Origin of the sequence: Sphingobacterium sp. DR205, assembly GCF_011064245.1 — a bacterium.
GTDB lineage: Bacteria > Bacteroidota > Bacteroidia > Sphingobacteriales > Sphingobacteriaceae > Sphingobacterium > Sphingobacterium athyrii.
The window spans coordinates 1,068,719-1,084,149 of sequence record NZ_CP049333.1; the positions used below are offsets into that span (position 1 = coordinate 1,068,719).

The window sequence follows — 15,431 nt, forward strand, 5'->3', positions numbered from 1 at the left end:
GGTGCAGAATCATATTTTTTGCAGCCAATAAAAAGAAAGCGAGTACATGTCGACATGTACTCGCTTTCTTTTATAGCAATGTATCAGTCCTGTATTAGTTTTTCTGGCTGAACAGACTGACCAATGCTTTTAGTTTTTTTGCATTTTCGGGTTTTAGCTTTCCCGCGAGAATAAGGCGAAGCTCTCTGCGTTGCAATGCATCTTCATAAGCTTTGTGTTCTGATTCTGTTTCAGGAATCAATACCGGCACAGTTTTAGGGTTATTGTCGGCATCAACGGCAACAAAAGTATAATACGCTTCATTGGTTTTTACGCGAGTGCCCTCCGGCAAATTTGATGCAAAAATTTCCATGCGTACCTCTAACGAACTGTTAAATGCACGGGTGACTTGTGCCTGTATGGTGACCACTTCACCCAGTTTGATCGAACGCTTAAAAGATACATTATCTACAGATACCGTAACGACCACATTGCTACAATGCTTCTGTGCAGCAATAGCCGAACAGATATCCATCCAATATAATAAACGGCCGCCCATGAGATTTCCAAACGTATTGGTATCATTCGGAAGGACCAATTCATTCATCTCCGTGTATGACTCTCTCGCAAATTTCTCTATCATATTATTTTTTGTCATTATCTTCCAAGTTCCTTAGATTGCCTATCAATTATTGCCAAGGACTCCACAAATGACGTCGGTACATAGCCCAGTTCGTTTTTGGATTTACTGAGATCAAAACCTGTCAGACGCGGCCTGTTGTCCGCTTGTCCGATACTTGCTGCACTGATTTCCGAGATCAATGATTTGTCCAGTTGCCAATAATCTGCAATTGCATAAACCGCTTCATTGATGGACATCAATTCGGCCCCGGAGATATGGAATATCCCCTGAGCGTCTCGTTCAATGGCCAATTGACAAGCATACGCTAAATCATCTACAAATGTAGGCATTCTCCATTGGTCATTGACTACTTTTATCGCTTCTTTTTGTATAAGCTTTCCCTTTGCCCATAGCACTAAATTGGAGCGGTTTGGGTCAGCATTTATGCCATAGACTAAAATTGTACGTAAAATGGCATACTTGCAGGAAGACTGTGCGAGCACTTGCTCCGAGGCATGTTTACTTTTCCCATATTCACTTTGGGGATTTGGTAAATCCTGTTCATGATAGGGACTACCTTTTTTGCCATCGAATACGAAATCGGTGGAGAGATGAACCAACTGTGCCTGATTTTTTTCGCAGTAGCTCGCCAAGGTTTGTACCAGATCTACATTGATCAGCTGGCAGGCCGCCTTATCGGCCTCACATGCTTCGACACTGGTCATCGCTGCAGTATGTACAATCGTATCAAAGCTATGACTGGATAAAAAATCCGTCAGTTTTGTATGATCCAGTAAATCAATCTGCTCAAATACATATCCAGCTTGATTTGGATTTCTGTTTGAGCCTTTTGAAATGGCTGTAACTTCATAGCGGTCATCTCCGGCAAGTAGGTCTACGACCTTTTGACCCAAAAAGCCGTTGGATCCTGTGACAAGAATTTTTTTCATCCGTATAGTTATTTTTTATCCGTCTTTTAGTTCAATAGGGACTTACACTGTATCATTCATCCCGATCAAGTTGTTTCCGGGACTAAGCCGGGATTCTAAAAAAACAAGCGGGATTTTATATATTTAGTTCGTCCAGATAAAATCCATTTTATCGGACTGTTTCATCACATTTTCAATCACCGATTTTTCCAGGTCAAGAATAGATTTCAATGCCTTGTAATCAATTTTGTCTGCATCATCGGTAGGCATGTGGTAGTCTGGATGCCCACCGGTATGGAAAAATAATACCGGAATATTCTTTTTATAAAAGGAAGTCTGATCGGATCCGCCGTTACCATCCTTGCTCAGGTTAAATTTTATTGGCGCCTGGATATCTTTGAAAATCGTTGGCCATTGGCTGCTTGTGCCGTATCCGATGACGGCAAGTCCATTGTCAGAATTATAGCGGCCGATCATATCCATATTGAGCATGGCGGTGATTTTTTCAAGCGGTAGGGTGGGGTGCTCCGTAAAATATTTGGAACCTACTAATCCCAGCTCCTCAGCGCCAAAGGCTATAAATAATAGATTGTAAGGTTCTTTTTCCTTGTTGGTACTAAAATAACGGGCAAGTTCCAATAAACCGGCGGTACCGGAAGCATTATCATCAGCACCATTGTGGATTTTTCCCACACCTAAGGAATCTTTTGAACTACCTTGGTGGCCTGTACCCAAATGATCGTAATGAGCACCTATCACCACTGTCAGGGCTGCTCCATTATCAACAAAGCCGATAATGTTGTCTGCATCACGGATACTGTCGGCTACTTTCACTTTCCATACTTTGGCTTTGAAAGACTGACGGTAACCATGTTCACCTTTGGGCTGTAATTTATATTTTTTGAATTCTTTTTCGATATAGTTTGCTGCTTTGAATACTTCTTTGCTACCCGTTCCTCTACCTTTCATCTTGTCATCTGCCAGGTAGTAGATATGTTTTTTTAGCTTTGGAATTTCAATTTGCTGTGCTTGCGCGTATTTTGTCACAAAAAGTAAGCAGACGATTAGGAATAAGTTTATGTTTTTCATTTTTAATCTTTAGTGTGGAGATTCGCCATAACCTACATGACTAGGTTACTTGATAACCGGATTATGATCCCCATTTTATTTTTAACTTTTTAAAAGAAAAGCCTTGTGATTAACAAGGCTTTTGTAATATATTTCGTTAATCTTCAACGATTTCGCTATGGATACTAGATTTTTCCTCTTTTTCCGTTTTAAAATACCGTTTTTGGAATAGTAATATTAACACAACACCTACTGAGATTGCCGAATCAGCGATATTAAAAACTGGCCTGAAGAATAGAAAATCTTCGCCACCCCAAAAAGGTACCCAGGTAGGGAAAGTTCCTTCGATTAATGGGAAATAAAGCATATCGACGACTTTTCCATGCAAGAAGGATGAATACCCTCCGGCAGCTGGAAATAAGGATGCTTTGTCGTAAAAGGTGCTCTCACTGAAGATCACCCCATAGAATGCCGAATCAATGATATTGCCCAAAGCACCGGCGAGAATCAAGGCTACATTTAATATAAAACCACGGTTGTATTTATTCTTAATCATGTAGTGTAGACCATAGCCAATACCAGCGACGGCCAGTATCCGAAACACGGTCAGGAACAATTTCCCGTAATCGCCACCAAATTCCATTCCATAAGCCATTCCGTTATTTTCAATAAAATGGATCTGGAAGAATTTGCCTAATATGTGATGACTTTGTCCAATTGTCATAGAGAGCTTAACCCATATTTTTGACAATTGGTCTATTAAAAGAATCGCGACAATTAGTGCGACTGGTTTCGTATACCCCTTCATTGTGCTATAAAAATGGTCTTTGCCGGAGCAAAGACCATATATTTTTGCTTAAAATTAATATTGTTTGTTTTTCGCTTCGATGCTCAACGTCGTATGCGGAACAGCTTTCAAACGTTCTTTTTGAATCAGTTTTCCGGTTTCTCTACAGATACCATACGTTTTGTTCTCGATGCGCACCAACGCTGCTTCAAGGTTGTCGATAAACTTCTTTTGACGCGCAGCCAATTGGTTGGTTTGCTCTTTCTCCAACGTTGCAGAACCATCCTCTAAGGTCTTGTAAGTACCCGCAGTATCGTCTGTACCATTCGCATTGCTGTTATTAAGCGTTGCTGTCAACGAGGAAAGCTCTTCTTTTGCTATTCTAAGCTTGTCCAAGATAATATCTTTGAATTCTTGTAATTCTGAATCGCTATAGCGTGTTTTCTCGTTGTTGTTTGCCATAATTTAATTTTTTTGGATTAATGCCTTAAGTTCTTTGCCATCGATCTCGATGAGTTCTCCTTCAGTTAGTGAATCTTCAAATACCAATGAATCGGCTAGAATTTCGGTGCAAATATAAGATAAATTTTCTTTCGCAGCATCGACCACCTCTGGTGAAACTGTTAACTTTACGTTAATTCTATCCGTTACTTCAAGTCCTTTTTCTTTCCGCAAATTTTGTAGACGGTTGATCAATTCTCTTGATAGTCCTTCTTTCTTCAATTCTTCGGTGATATGGACATCTAATGCGACGGTTAATTTACCCAAATTAGCAACCTGCCATCCTTCCACATCCTCTGCTATAATTTCGACATCGCTCAATAGAATAGTATATGGCGTACCTGTTAAGGCCAATTCACCAGTTGATTCCAGCGTGCTGATTTGATCTATAGTCAACGATTGGATAGCTGAAGAGACTAACTTCATATCCTTACCAACTTTCGCGCCAAGAGCTTTAAAGTTTGGTTTTATTTTTTTCTTGATAATACCTGTTGTATCCGTAATGAACTCAATATCTTTGATATTAGTTTCAGAAAGTATCAAATCTTTTACTTTCTCCACTTTCTCCCGGAAAGCACTGTCCAATACCGGAACAAGGATTTTGTTTAATGGCTGACGCACATTGATCGACGTTTTTTTACGCAATGACAGCGTCAACGAGGAGATGTCTTGTGCCAGGGCCATACGTTCTTCCAGATCTTTGTCCACTAAGTTTTCATTGTATACCGGGAAGTTCGCCAAGTGTACAGAATCAACTTGCTCTTTATTTGTTGCAGTATTCAAATCCAGGAACAGTCTATCCGAGAAAAATGGTGATATCGGTGACATTAATTTCGCGATGGTATCCAAGCAAGTATACAATGTCTGATAGGCAGAAATTTTATCTTCTGTATATTCTCCCTTCCAGAAGCGACGGCGGCACAAACGAACGTACCAGTTACTCAGGTGCTCGTCCACAAAATTTTGGATTGCACGAGCCGCTTTTGTCGGTTCGTAATCCGCTAGATATTCATCCACTTCTTTCGTTAGTGAATTGAGTAATGAGATAATCCAACGATCGATTTCAGGACGGTTTTCCAATGCAATATCTGGTTCTGCGTAGGAGAACTTGTCAATATTGGCATAAAGTGCAAAAAATGCATAGGTATTGTATAGCGTACCGAAGAATTTACGACGGACCTCATCCAATCCCTCCATGTTGAACTTTAAGTTGTCCCAAGGAGCTGCATTACTGATCATATACCAACGAGTAGCATCGGCACTATATTGATCTATCATTGAAAATGGATCAACGCCGTTACCTAAACGTTTGGACATCTTATTCCCGTTCTTATCCAATACCAGACCGTTGGAAACCACGTTTTTAAAAGAAACCGATTTATACATCATCGTGGAGATCGCATGTAGCGTAAAGAACCATCCACGAGTCTGGTCAACACCCTCCGCAATGAAATCTGCCGGATACGCATGATTGAATCCGTCTTTAAATGGAAACTCTTCACCTTTTGCCAACTTCTCATGATCCAGTCCCCATTGGGCATAAGGCATTGCACCGGAATCAAACCATACGTCAATTAAGTCCGGTTCACGGAATAATTTTTGACCGGCATCAGAAACAAGCACAATATCATCGACATAAGGTCGGTGTAAGTCCAATTGTTCCGTGTCAAATTTATCCAGGTAAGCCTGATTTTTCGCTTTCTCATCTGCGGATAAAACGTCCGACCTCAGGGAGGCTTCCAATAGCGATTTTAACTCTGGTAATGAACCGATACATACTTCTTCATTCTCATCTTCCGAACGCCAGATAGGAAGTGGAGTCCCCCAGTAGCGTGAGCGTGAAAGGTTCCAGTCCACTAGGTTTTCCAGCCAGTTTCCAAAGCGCCCCGTACCGGTAGCTTCAGGTTTCCAGTTGATTGTTTTATTTAAAGCAACCAAATCTTCTTTTACCGCAGTTGTACGGATAAACCAGCTATCCAATGGATAGTATAAAACCGGTTTGTCTGTACGCCAGCAGTGTGGGTAGGTGTGCTCGTATTTTTTAACGTCAAATGCTTTATTATCCTCTTTTAATTTGATGGAGATCAAGACATCAGTAGGTTTGAAGTCCTCTTTTGCCCGTTCTTCGGCACTGTAGTATTCTTCTTTTACAAATCGTCCAGCAAAATCCGTGATTTCATTGACGAAACGGCCCGTACGGTCTACTGTAGGAACATCTTTTCCATTTTCGTCTTTCACCAGAATGCCCGGTACACCGTTTTCTTTCGCTACCCGAAAGTCATCCGCACCATAAGTAGGCGCAGCATGTACGATACCCGTACCGTCTTCAGTTGTCACGAAGTCACCGGGGATTACACGGAAGGCATTTTCCTGTAAATCTTCATTGGTGATATAGGGCAACAATTGCTCGTAACGTAAGCCAACGAGTTCCTCGCCGACAAATTCTGCGGCAAGTTCCCAAGGGATTACTTTATCACCCAATTTGTAGTCTTGAAAAGATGCATTTTCACCTTCAGCTTTAAAATGTTTGCTGATCAGATCTTTTGCCAATACAACAGAGACAGGTGCTCCCGTATACTTGTTAAATGTACGGATCTTCACATAGTTTATTTTCTTGCCGACTACCAGGGCTGTATTGGAAGGTAATGTCCAGGGGGTGGTTGTCCAGGCGATGAACGCAACATCCTCGGCTTCATCATCAACCAGTTTTTCGATTGCCGGATGCAGCTGGCTCTTGATCAATCGGAATTCAGCAACAATGGTCGTATCCTTGACATCTTTGTACGTACCCGGTTGATTAAGCTCATGTGAACTCAATCCGGTGCCTGCAGCAGGCGAATACGGTTGAATGGTGTAGCCTTTGTATAATAAACCCTTTTTGTAAAGTTCTTTTAACAAATACCATAGTGTTTCGATGTATTCGTTTTTATAGGTAATGTAAGGATGCTCAAGGTCAACCCAATAACCCATTTTGTTGGTTAGGTCATTCCAGACATCTGTATACTTCATTACCTCCTTGCGGCAAGCTTCATTATATTCTTCGACGGTAATCTTTTTGCCGATATCTTCTTTTGTAATACCAAGCGCTTTTTCGACAGCAAGCTCAATTGGAAGACCATGGGTATCCCAGCCTCCTTTACGTTTTACGCGGTAGCCTTTCAATGTCTTGTAGCGACAGAAAATATCCTTAATCGTACGCGCCATCACGTGATGGATCCCAGGCATTCCATTTGCAGAAGGTGGTCCTTCAAAAAATGTATATGATTTGCTCTCAGGACGATTATTGATACTTTTTTCGAATATTTTTTCCTGTTCCCAACGGGTCAAAATCTCTTTACCGATCTCCGGTAAATTTAACTGCTTATATTCTTTGTACATCAGACTGTTGTATGCTTCTTTTCTAAAGGTCGCTAATTTAGTGAATTATGATGGAAAAAGAAAGAGGGCATTGTAGCTGTAATATCATTAAATGTGCAGTTCCTATTTTTGAAAATTCACGGTACTATCAAAACGGAAGGATTGTACGGATAGGAGTACTCAAACTCGAAATGAAAGCTAGAAAAGCACGGGAGTTATGTTGGACAATGAGCTATTCGAGCTGCTGGAATCAGCATGAAACAAAAAAGGGATTGCGCATTGCAGTCCCCTTTCTGTTGGAATATGTGTAAAATTTCAACTTTATGCTGAAAAACTGCTTCCACAACCACAAGTGCTACTTGCATTTGGATTATTGAAAGTAAAACCTCTTGCGTCAAGTCCTGATTTGAAGTCAATTTCCATGCCTGCAAGATATAAGCCATGTGCTTTGTTCATAAAAATGCGGATTCCTTCAATTTCGTACTCGCTGTCTCCATCTTTTTTCTGGTCAAAACCAAGGATATAACTCATACCTGAACAACCACCACCTTCTACACCGACACGTAAACCAAAATCATCAGAGATTTCTTGCTGATCCTTTAATTTATTGAGTTCCTTGATTGCCCCTTGAGTTAAGGTAACGGGAGCAATTGCTGTATGTTCTGTGCTCATTTTGATAATGTTTTAGCCAATTCTTTAACAAAAATACATATTTTTAATTGCAAATCGCCCGCCGTAGATTTTTTGACATTTACAAAACATTCAATTTTTATTGGATTGGGGGGGCTCCAAATAGGAGTTAAAAGGATACCTTGTTAATTAGCTAATTCGCATAAATAAGCCTATTTTTCTAAGAACATTTAATAAAATATGGCTTTTTGTCGATATTCTTTATGGAATATGCTATCTTTGAGGCATTAAAATAAAAACAAAATTTACTTTACAACATTTAAAAACAATGGAAAGAGATCAAGCCATTTTTAATTTAATAGCTGATGAGCTGAAACGCCAAGAAGAAGGTATTGAATTAATTGCTTCGGAAAACTTTGTTTCAAAACAAGTGATGGAAGCTGCTGGTTCAGTGTTGACAAATAAATATGCAGAAGGCCTCCCAGGAAAACGTTACTATGGAGGTTGTGAAGTTGTGGATGAAATTGAAACCATCGCAATTGATCGTGCAAAGCAATTATTTGGCGCAGAATGGGTAAATGTTCAACCTCACTCTGGAGCACAGGCAAATGCGGCTGTTTTTTTGGCGACAATCAAACCTGGAGACAAAATTTTAGGTCTTGATTTATCTCATGGTGGACACTTGACTCACGGATCACCGGCAAACCTTTCTGGTAAGATCTATCAACCATTATTTTACGGTGTAAAAGAAGATACAGGTCTGATTGATTACGAACAGTTGGAAGAAACGGCACTTCGTGAAAAACCAAAAATGATTATCTGCGGTGCTTCAGCTTATTCCCGTGACTGGGACTATGCACGCATCCGTAAAGTTGCTGATGAAATCGGTGCGATTGTTTTGGCTGATATTTCTCATCCTGCAGGTTTGATCGCTCGTGGTTTATTGAATGATCCACTTCCACATTGTCATATCGTTACTACAACGACACATAAAACACTACGTGGTCCACGTGGTGGTATGATTATGGTTGGTAAGGACTTTGAAAACACTTGGGGTATCAAAACACCTAAAGGCGAAACCCGTACAATCACACAGTTGTTGGATTTAGCTGTTTTTCCAGGCACACAAGGCGGTCCTTTGGAACATACAATTGCTGCAAAAGCAATTGCTTACGGCGAAGCTTTATCTGACGAATACATGGAGTACATTGTTCAGGTGAAGAAAAATGCAGCGGCATTGGCACAGTTCTTCGTTGAGAAAGATTATAAGATTATCTCTGGCGGTACGGATAACCACTTGATGTTAGTGGATCTACGAAACAAAGATATTTCTGGTAAAGAAGCAGAAGCGGTATTGGGTAAAGCGGGTATCACAACCAACAAAAATATGGTTCCTTTTGATACACGTTCTCCTTTTGTGACTTCAGGTGTACGTTTTGGTACTGCGGCGATCACAACACGTGGAATCAAAGAAAATGAAATTGTTCAAATCGGAGAATTAATTGACGAAGCATTGCAAAATGCATCGAACGATGCTGAATTGGATAAAATCCATGGCAAGGTGAAAGCCATGATGGCCGAATTTCCATTGTATAAATAAGACGATTGTTCCTATATAGAATAGCGGAATTGCCCAAGGTAATTCCGCTATTTTCGTTTTGGGTCTAAGCTACATTTGCAAGTCCCGGCTCCGCTTATGTTCGTTCCCTTCTTTTAACATGTTATTTTCGAGACAGTATGAACTGCGAAACCAGCTTATAATTTCCTGCCGGCAATATGGAGACAGCTTTTGGGATAATACGCGTTTTATACTAAAATAACAGCGAGTTAACAGCGGTTTGATACGCTTTCATCCAATGAGGTCTGGACCAGGTTCCTGTAAGCTCCCTGTTATCGGTCAATTTGGGTCAGCGTAATTCACCGGATAAGTCGAAGCAGACCTAAGTATGTCAGGTGCTCTTTTTGCGAAGGGAAGGAAGTTTTTAATTCTTAAAATGTTAAAAAGTCTTAAAATAAAATGTAAAAATTTGATTACTCAATAATTTTACGGTACTTTGAGATAGTATTAATTGATTGTTTTACAATAAGAAAGGAACACTATACGCTAAACATTTACATTTTACAACAGAACTGATAATTTAATTGCGAACTGCTAAAAAGTAAGTGACGTATGAGACTTTTGAAAAGTAAGAGTGATCAAGAATTGATCCAAATGTATGTCGGTGGCCAGGAGTCCGGCCTAGAGGCATTGTTGAATCGATATAAATCGAAGATTTACACCTCTATATATATGAAAGTAAAAGACGAATATCTTGCTGAAGATATTTTCCAGGAGACTTTCATTAAAATCATCAATACCTTAAAATCTGGCAAATACAACGAAGAGGGGAAATTTTTGCCTTGGGCGATCCGTATTGCGCATAATATGATCGTTGACTTTTTCAGGAAAGCCAAACGGGCTCCCAATATTGTAAATGCAGATGGTTTTGACATTTTTGAAGTGTTGGAGTTCAGTGATGAAAGCGCTGAGTCTAAGATGCTGAAACAGCAGGTGGATGTCGATTTAAAGAAAATGATACAGAAACTACCGGATGATCAGAAAGAGGTTTTGATTATGCGCCATTTTTGTGATATGAGCTTTAAGGATATTGCCGAGATAACAGAGGTGAGTATCAATACTGCGTTAGGAAGAATGCGCTATGCTTTGAGCAATCTGCGAAAAATGATCGAAGGCTCCGATTTGGTCTTTCAGATGGGATAATGAAAAAAGTACTATAATTTAGAAAATAACAATAACGGGGGTGAGGTTTTCATCCCCTTTTTTATGCTACAATGTCATGTCGGCATCAGAAGAATTTGTTCTTTTTGTCAGTTATACGCTTTTTATTATCTTAGAAATTCATGTCTTAATCAATTTATGGGAATTGGAATAGGGTTTGATAGTCATATCGAAACTATTAAAAGATAATAACGATAAAAATATAAAAGCTATGTACTTGATTTTATTTATTGGAATAATGGTGGTAAGCCTAATTGTCCAGACACGATTTAAAAACAAATTTAAGAAGTATTCGGAGATGCCATTGGGGAATGGAATGTCAGGTGCTGAGATCGCACTGAAAATGCTGAACGATAACGGGATTTATGACGTAAAAGTAATCTCCATTCCTGATCGTTTGGGAGATCATTACAACCCATCGGATAAAACGGTAAACCTGAGTCCTGAAGTGTATAGTGGTCGTAGTGTAGCGGCTGCGGCAGTCGCGGCGCATGAATGTGGTCACGCTGTCCAGCATGCAAAGGCCTACAAATGGTTGGGTTTCCGTTCGGCAATGGTGCCTATGGTCAATGCGGCTTCCAAACTGACCTCTTGGGTATTGATGCTGGGTGTGATGTTATTTGCATTTTCCAAAGGCGGTAATCCTTGGTTGTTGGCCGTGGGTGTAGGTGCTTTGGCTATTACAACAATTTTCTCGTTCATCACACTTCCGGTAGAATTCGATGCATCAAACCGGGCGCTAGCGTGGTTAAATCATGCCGGAGTTACCTATAATGGCGAGGAGCACGATGGTGCCAAGGATGCGTTAAAATGGGCTGCCATGACGTATGTAGTTGCTGCTTTGAGTGCCTTGGTAACACTTTTATACTATGCGTCTATGTTATTTGGCGGGCGTAGAAGCGAGTAAAGAACGATTTAACAACTTTAGCATATAAAAAATGCGATTATTTTTAATAGTCGCATTTTTTATAGGGTGTTAATGAGGTTACTACAGACAATTTTTTTAACTTTGCTGTTTATATAGAATAAGACTCAGATTTTATGTTTTCAAATCTTCAAGATAAGCTAGATAGGGCCTTTAAGGTATTAAAAGGGCAAGGCAGTATTACCGAAATCAACGTTGCTGAAACGATGAAAGAAATTCGCAAAGCATTGTTGGATGCCGACGTGAATTACAAGACTGCTAAAACTTTTACAGATGATGTTAGACAAAAAGCTTTAGGGCAGAACGTTTTAACAAGTATTTCTCCGGGTCAATTGTTGACTAAAATCATGAATGATGAGTTGACAGAATTGATGGGCGGATCTGTTACCGAGCTGGAGACTGGTAAAAATCCTACTGTTATTTTGATCGCGGGTCTGAACGGTGCTGGTAAAACAACTTTTTCCGGAAAGTTAGCCTTATACCTGAAAGATAAAAAGAACAAAAAGCCATTATTGGTCGCGGGTGACGTTTATCGTCCGGCAGCGATTGATCAATTGGAGGTGCTGGCAGAGCAAGTTGGTGTACCTGTATATGTAAATAGAGAATCAACGGATCCGATTGCTATTGCGAAAGCGGGGGTTGAAGAGGCAAAACGCAATGGCCATAATGTAGTCATTATTGATACCGCTGGTCGTTTGGCGATAGATGAGCCTTTGATGGTGGAGATTACTGCGGTTAAGGAAGCAACAAAACCGGATGAGATCTTATTTGTAGTTGACTCGATGACGGGACAGGATGCTGTCAATACAGCGAAGACATTCAACGATCGCCTTGATTTTACAGGTGTTGTATTGACCAAATTGGATGGTGATACACGCGGTGGTGCTGCGCTATCCATAAAATCCGTTGTCAATAAGCCAATTAAGTTTATCGGTACCGGAGAGAAGATGGATGCATTGGATGTTTTCTACCCCGATCGTATGGCATCCCGTATTTTGGGTATGGGTGACGTGGTATCTTTGGTGGAGCGTGCACAACAACAGTTCGACGAAAAGCAAGCTGCTGAGCTTCAGAAGAAAATCCGTAAGAATAAATTTGATTTCAATGATTTCAAATCCCAGATCCAACAGATCAAAAAAATGGGTAATATGAAAGATTTGATGGGCATGATCCCCGGCGTAGGAAAGGCAATGAAAGATATTGAAGTTGATGACAATGCGTTCAAACCTATTGAAGCGATCATTGATTCGATGACTCCTTTTGAGCGTGAAAATCCGGATGTAATTGATCAAAAACGTCGCTTACGTATCGCCAAAGGTTCCGGAACAGATATTAATGAAGTAAACAAATTGTTGAAGCAATTTGGTGATATGCGAAAGGTGATGAAGCAAATGTCTAACCCGGCGATGGCCGCAAAGTTGATGCGCAATATGCCTAAAATGCCAGGAAAAATGTAATTTTAGTGTATAGTTATATATTATGGGGCATTGTACGCATACAATGCCCTATTTTTTTAATAAATAATTCGTAATTTCAAGTTCCTCGCTCGAGTAAACGAAATAATTGTTAAATTTGTAATTATTATGGATGACCCCGCGCAATTATCGGAATACGGCAAAATCCTTATCATTCTGCTGATAGGGGCGCTGTTAGTCTGTGCGACCATTTTTTTAGCACGTTTAATTTCTCCCAAAAAGAACAATCCCATTAAATCTGGTACTTACGAATGTGGTGAAGATCCTGTTGGATCCTCTTGGGTACAATTTAACCCTCGATTCTACGTCATTGCCCTGGTGTTCCTGTTGTTTGATGTGGAGCTTATTTTTATTTTTCCATGGGCAACTGTATTTGGGCAATCGGAATACATTGCCGCAGATGGTCGATGGGGGTGGTTCACCCTGATTGAAATGGCCATGTTTATCGGTATATTAATCTTGGGATTGGTTTTTGTATGGAAAAAAGGCGATCTGGAATGGGTGAAACCCAATGTATCTTTGCCTAAGGTTCCTGTAAATATTCCTCAAAGTGCTTATTCCACATTGAATAATAGTACCTATCAGGTGCGGGACTATAGGGAGCCGGCAAACGCGGCTATGGAGAATACAGTCGTACAGGAAGTAGCGGCTGCTCCAAAGATCGCTTTTAAACCTCGATTTAAAAAACCTGAGTAAGCATGAGTTTAGATAGTCAACTGCAAAATAATGGTGTCGTTGTTGCCAAATTGGATGATTTGTTAAACTGGGCGAGGCTTTCGTCCATGTGGCCCATGAGCTTTGGCATTGCCTGTTGTGCGATCGAGATGATGGGCGCGATGGCCTCGACTTATGACCTGGATCGGATGGGCGTTTTTCCAAGACCTTCGCCGAGACAGTCTGATGTCATTATAATCGCAGGTACAGTTACATTCAAAATGGCTGACCGTATAAAAAAACTATATGAGCAGATGCCCGATCCTAAATATGTGATCTCGATGGGATCCTGTTCCAATTGTGGTGGACCTTATTGGCAACACGGCTATCATGTGGTTAAGGGAGTGGATCGGATCATCCCGGTGGATGTGTATGTTCAAGGTTGTCCTCCACGGCCAGAAGCCCTTATCGGTGCATTTATTGAACTGCAAAAAAAGATAGATAAAGAAAGCTTATTAGGCGAACAACTGTTCAAGGAAAAAGCTTAGAAGATAAATTTTATAAGATTTTAAAATCAATTATGGCAAAAGATTTTTATGGCGAACTGCAATTAGGCATTCTTGGTGGTGGTCAACTCGGAAGAATGTTAATCCAGGAAGCCATTAATTACAATGTAAACGTTCATGTGTTGGATCCTGATAAGAATGCTCCTTGTCGGAAACTGTGCAATAAGTTTGAATGTGGTTCATTGAGTGATTTTGAGACGGTATATAATTTTGGGAAAGATCTGGATTTGATAACGATCGAAATCGAAAAAGTGAATGTTGATGCCCTGGAGAAACTGGAAGAGGAAGGCGTAGTCGTTTACCCACAGTCGCGTATCATTCGCCTGATCCAAGATAAGGGGTTGCAGAAACAGTTCTTTAAACAAAATGATATCCCGACCTCAGCGTTTCAATTGATATCAACAAAGGATAATTTAAAAAATCCTGCCCTGAGCCTACCTTACATTCAGAAACTGCGTAAAGATGGTTATGATGGAAAAGGGGTTAAGAAAATTGTTACTGAAGCGGATATTCAGGATGCTTTCGAAGAACCGAGTTTAATAGAAGAGTGGGTAGATTTTGAAAAGGAAATCGCTGTCATTGTCGCCCGTAACGATCGGGGGGATGTCTCCACCTTTCCGATGGTGGAGATGGAATTTAATCCACAAGCTAATTTGGTTGAGTTTCTTATCGCGCCATCCTTATATGGCGTGGAAATTCAGCAGCGTGCGGAAGCAATTGCAAAGAAAATTGCGGACGATTTGCAGATCGTGGGCTTACTTGCCGTGGAAATGTTCCTAACGAAAAACGGAGATATTTTGGTGAATGAACTGGCTCCGCGCCCGCATAATAGCGGACATCAAACGATTGAGGGCAATTATGTTTCTCAATTTGCACAACATTTAAGAGCAATATTCAATTTACCATTGGGCGATACGAGATGTCGGACAAATACCGTCATGATCAATCTTTTGGGCGAAAATGGCTACGAAGGTTTGGCAAAATATGATGGCGTAGAAGAGGTGTTGGCGATGGAGGGAGTTTATTTGCATCTGTATGGCAAGAAATATACAAAACCTTTTCGCAAGATGGGCCACGTGTGTATCATCAATGATGATCGGGATAAAGCAATCTCCAATGCAAGAAAAGTACAAGAAATATTAAAAGTTAAAGCTTAATA

15 protein-coding genes are annotated in these 15,431 nt (G+C 40.4%); 8 read left to right on the forward strand and 7 right to left on the reverse strand.

Annotated elements, in window-relative coordinates; translation table 11 throughout:
* Positions 1 to 94 precede the first annotated feature (94 nt).
* The 6 genes from G6053_RS04440 to ileS form a co-directional block, all read right to left on the reverse strand.
* A complete protein-coding gene (locus G6053_RS04440) occupies positions 95 to 622 on the reverse strand; it encodes an acyl-CoA thioesterase (protein WP_108636105.1) in 528 nt (175 codons plus the stop codon).
* 14 nt (positions 623 to 636) lie between these two features.
* Positions 637 to 1,551 carry an NAD(P)-dependent oxidoreductase gene (locus G6053_RS04445; RefSeq protein ID WP_165305662.1) on the reverse strand — a complete coding sequence of 305 codons (915 nt, stop codon included), beginning with the start codon at positions 1,549 to 1,551 and terminating at the stop codon, positions 637 to 639.
* Positions 1,552 to 1,674: 123 nt separating this feature from the next.
* On the reverse strand, positions 1,675 to 2,619 hold the full coding sequence (locus G6053_RS04450; protein ID WP_165305663.1) for a M20/M25/M40 family metallo-hydrolase: 945 nt from the start codon (positions 2,617 to 2,619) through the stop codon (positions 1,675 to 1,677).
* A 136-nt stretch (positions 2,620 to 2,755) separates the two neighbouring features.
* The gene (locus G6053_RS04455; RefSeq protein WP_108635909.1) at positions 2,756 to 3,406 is read right to left on the reverse strand and encodes a lipoprotein signal peptidase; all 651 of its coding nucleotides are present in this window, start codon (positions 3,404 to 3,406) and stop codon (positions 2,756 to 2,758) included.
* 54 nt (positions 3,407 to 3,460) lie between these two features.
* The gene (locus G6053_RS04460; RefSeq protein WP_046674049.1) at positions 3,461 to 3,847 is read right to left on the reverse strand and encodes a TraR/DksA C4-type zinc finger protein; all 387 of its coding nucleotides are present in this window, start codon (positions 3,845 to 3,847) and stop codon (positions 3,461 to 3,463) included.
* 3 nt (positions 3,848 to 3,850) lie between these two features.
* The gene (ileS, locus tag G6053_RS04465) at positions 3,851 to 7,264 is read right to left on the reverse strand and encodes an isoleucine--tRNA ligase (protein ID WP_165305664.1); all 3,414 of its coding nucleotides are present in this window, start codon (positions 7,262 to 7,264) and stop codon (positions 3,851 to 3,853) included.
* Positions 7,265 to 7,311: 47 nt separating this feature from the next.
* Between ileS and G6053_RS04470 the strand changes: the two genes are divergently transcribed.
* Positions 7,312 to 7,554 (forward strand): hypothetical protein, encoded by a 243-nt coding sequence (locus G6053_RS04470; protein ID WP_108635907.1) that lies wholly within the window; start codon positions 7,312 to 7,314, stop codon positions 7,552 to 7,554.
* Between the two features lie 10 nt (positions 7,555 to 7,564).
* Here the strand turns inward: G6053_RS04470 and G6053_RS04475 are convergent, their stop codons facing one another.
* On the reverse strand, positions 7,565 to 7,915 hold the full coding sequence (locus G6053_RS04475) for an iron-sulfur cluster assembly accessory protein (protein WP_108635906.1): 351 nt from the start codon (positions 7,913 to 7,915) through the stop codon (positions 7,565 to 7,567).
* 286 nt (positions 7,916 to 8,201) lie between these two features.
* On the opposite strand from G6053_RS04475, the gene glyA reads away from it, so the two are divergent.
* The 7 genes from glyA (at position 8,202) to G6053_RS04510 (ending at position 15,429) form a co-directional block, all read left to right on the forward strand.
* A complete protein-coding gene (glyA, locus tag G6053_RS04480) occupies positions 8,202 to 9,473 on the forward strand; it encodes a serine hydroxymethyltransferase (RefSeq protein ID WP_108635905.1) in 1,272 nt (423 codons plus the stop codon).
* 570 nt (positions 9,474 to 10,043) lie between these two features.
* Positions 10,044 to 10,634: a sigma-70 family RNA polymerase sigma factor gene (locus G6053_RS04485; protein WP_077437828.1), complete on the forward strand. Its 591-nt coding sequence runs from the start codon at positions 10,044 to 10,046 to the stop codon at positions 10,632 to 10,634.
* Between the two features lie 229 nt (positions 10,635 to 10,863).
* Positions 10,864 to 11,559, forward strand: coding sequence for a zinc metallopeptidase (locus G6053_RS04490; RefSeq protein WP_108636104.1), 696 nt, complete (start codon positions 10,864 to 10,866; stop codon positions 11,557 to 11,559).
* A gap of 134 nt (positions 11,560 to 11,693) precedes the next feature.
* Positions 11,694 to 13,034, forward strand: a complete 1,341-nt coding sequence (ffh, locus tag G6053_RS04495) for a signal recognition particle protein (RefSeq protein ID WP_108635904.1) — start codon at positions 11,694 to 11,696, stop codon at positions 13,032 to 13,034.
* Positions 13,035 to 13,160: 126 nt separating this feature from the next.
* On the forward strand, positions 13,161 to 13,748 hold the full coding sequence (locus G6053_RS04500; RefSeq protein ID WP_108635903.1) for an NADH-quinone oxidoreductase subunit A: 588 nt from the start codon (positions 13,161 to 13,163) through the stop codon (positions 13,746 to 13,748).
* Positions 13,749 to 13,750: 2 nt separating this feature from the next.
* The gene (locus G6053_RS04505; protein WP_104384901.1) at positions 13,751 to 14,254 is read left to right on the forward strand and encodes an NADH-quinone oxidoreductase subunit B; all 504 of its coding nucleotides are present in this window, start codon (positions 13,751 to 13,753) and stop codon (positions 14,252 to 14,254) included.
* A 32-nt stretch (positions 14,255 to 14,286) separates the two neighbouring features.
* Positions 14,287 to 15,429, forward strand: a complete 1,143-nt coding sequence (locus tag G6053_RS04510) for a 5-(carboxyamino)imidazole ribonucleotide synthase (RefSeq protein ID WP_108635902.1) — start codon at positions 14,287 to 14,289, stop codon at positions 15,427 to 15,429.
* Positions 15,430 to 15,431 lie beyond the last annotated feature (2 nt).

Excerpts from the sequence above, each read along its gene's own strand:
- G6053_RS04440 (WP_108636105.1), bottom strand. The coding sequence starts at position 622 with ATGATAGAGAAATTTGCGAGAGAGTCATACACGGAGATGAATGAATTG.
- G6053_RS04445 (WP_165305662.1), bottom strand. The coding sequence starts at position 1,551 with ATGAAAAAAATTCTTGTCACAGGATCCAACGGCTTTTTGGGTCAAAAG.
- G6053_RS04450 (WP_165305663.1), bottom strand. The coding sequence starts at position 2,619 with ATGAAAAACATAAACTTATTCCTAATCGTCTGCTTACTTTTTGTGACA.
- G6053_RS04455 (WP_108635909.1), bottom strand. The coding sequence starts at position 3,406 with ATGAAGGGGTATACGAAACCAGTCGCACTAATTGTCGCGATTCTTTTA.
- G6053_RS04460 (WP_046674049.1), bottom strand. The coding sequence starts at position 3,847 with ATGGCAAACAACAACGAGAAAACACGCTATAGCGATTCAGAATTACAA.
- ileS (WP_165305664.1), bottom strand. The coding sequence starts at position 7,264 with ATGTACAAAGAATATAAGCAGTTAAATTTACCGGAGATCGGTAAAGAG.
- G6053_RS04470 (WP_108635907.1), top strand. The coding sequence starts at position 7,312 with ATGATGGAAAAAGAAAGAGGGCATTGTAGCTGTAATATCATTAAATGT.
- G6053_RS04475 (WP_108635906.1), bottom strand. The coding sequence starts at position 7,915 with ATGAGCACAGAACATACAGCAATTGCTCCCGTTACCTTAACTCAAGGG.
- glyA (WP_108635905.1), top strand. The coding sequence starts at position 8,202 with ATGGAAAGAGATCAAGCCATTTTTAATTTAATAGCTGATGAGCTGAAA.
- G6053_RS04485 (WP_077437828.1), top strand. The coding sequence starts at position 10,044 with ATGAGACTTTTGAAAAGTAAGAGTGATCAAGAATTGATCCAAATGTAT.
- G6053_RS04490 (WP_108636104.1), top strand. The coding sequence starts at position 10,864 with ATGTACTTGATTTTATTTATTGGAATAATGGTGGTAAGCCTAATTGTC.
- ffh (WP_108635904.1), top strand. The coding sequence starts at position 11,694 with ATGTTTTCAAATCTTCAAGATAAGCTAGATAGGGCCTTTAAGGTATTA.
- G6053_RS04500 (WP_108635903.1), top strand. The coding sequence starts at position 13,161 with ATGGATGACCCCGCGCAATTATCGGAATACGGCAAAATCCTTATCATT.
- G6053_RS04505 (WP_104384901.1), top strand. The coding sequence starts at position 13,751 with ATGAGTTTAGATAGTCAACTGCAAAATAATGGTGTCGTTGTTGCCAAA.
- G6053_RS04510 (WP_108635902.1), top strand. The coding sequence starts at position 14,287 with ATGGCAAAAGATTTTTATGGCGAACTGCAATTAGGCATTCTTGGTGGT.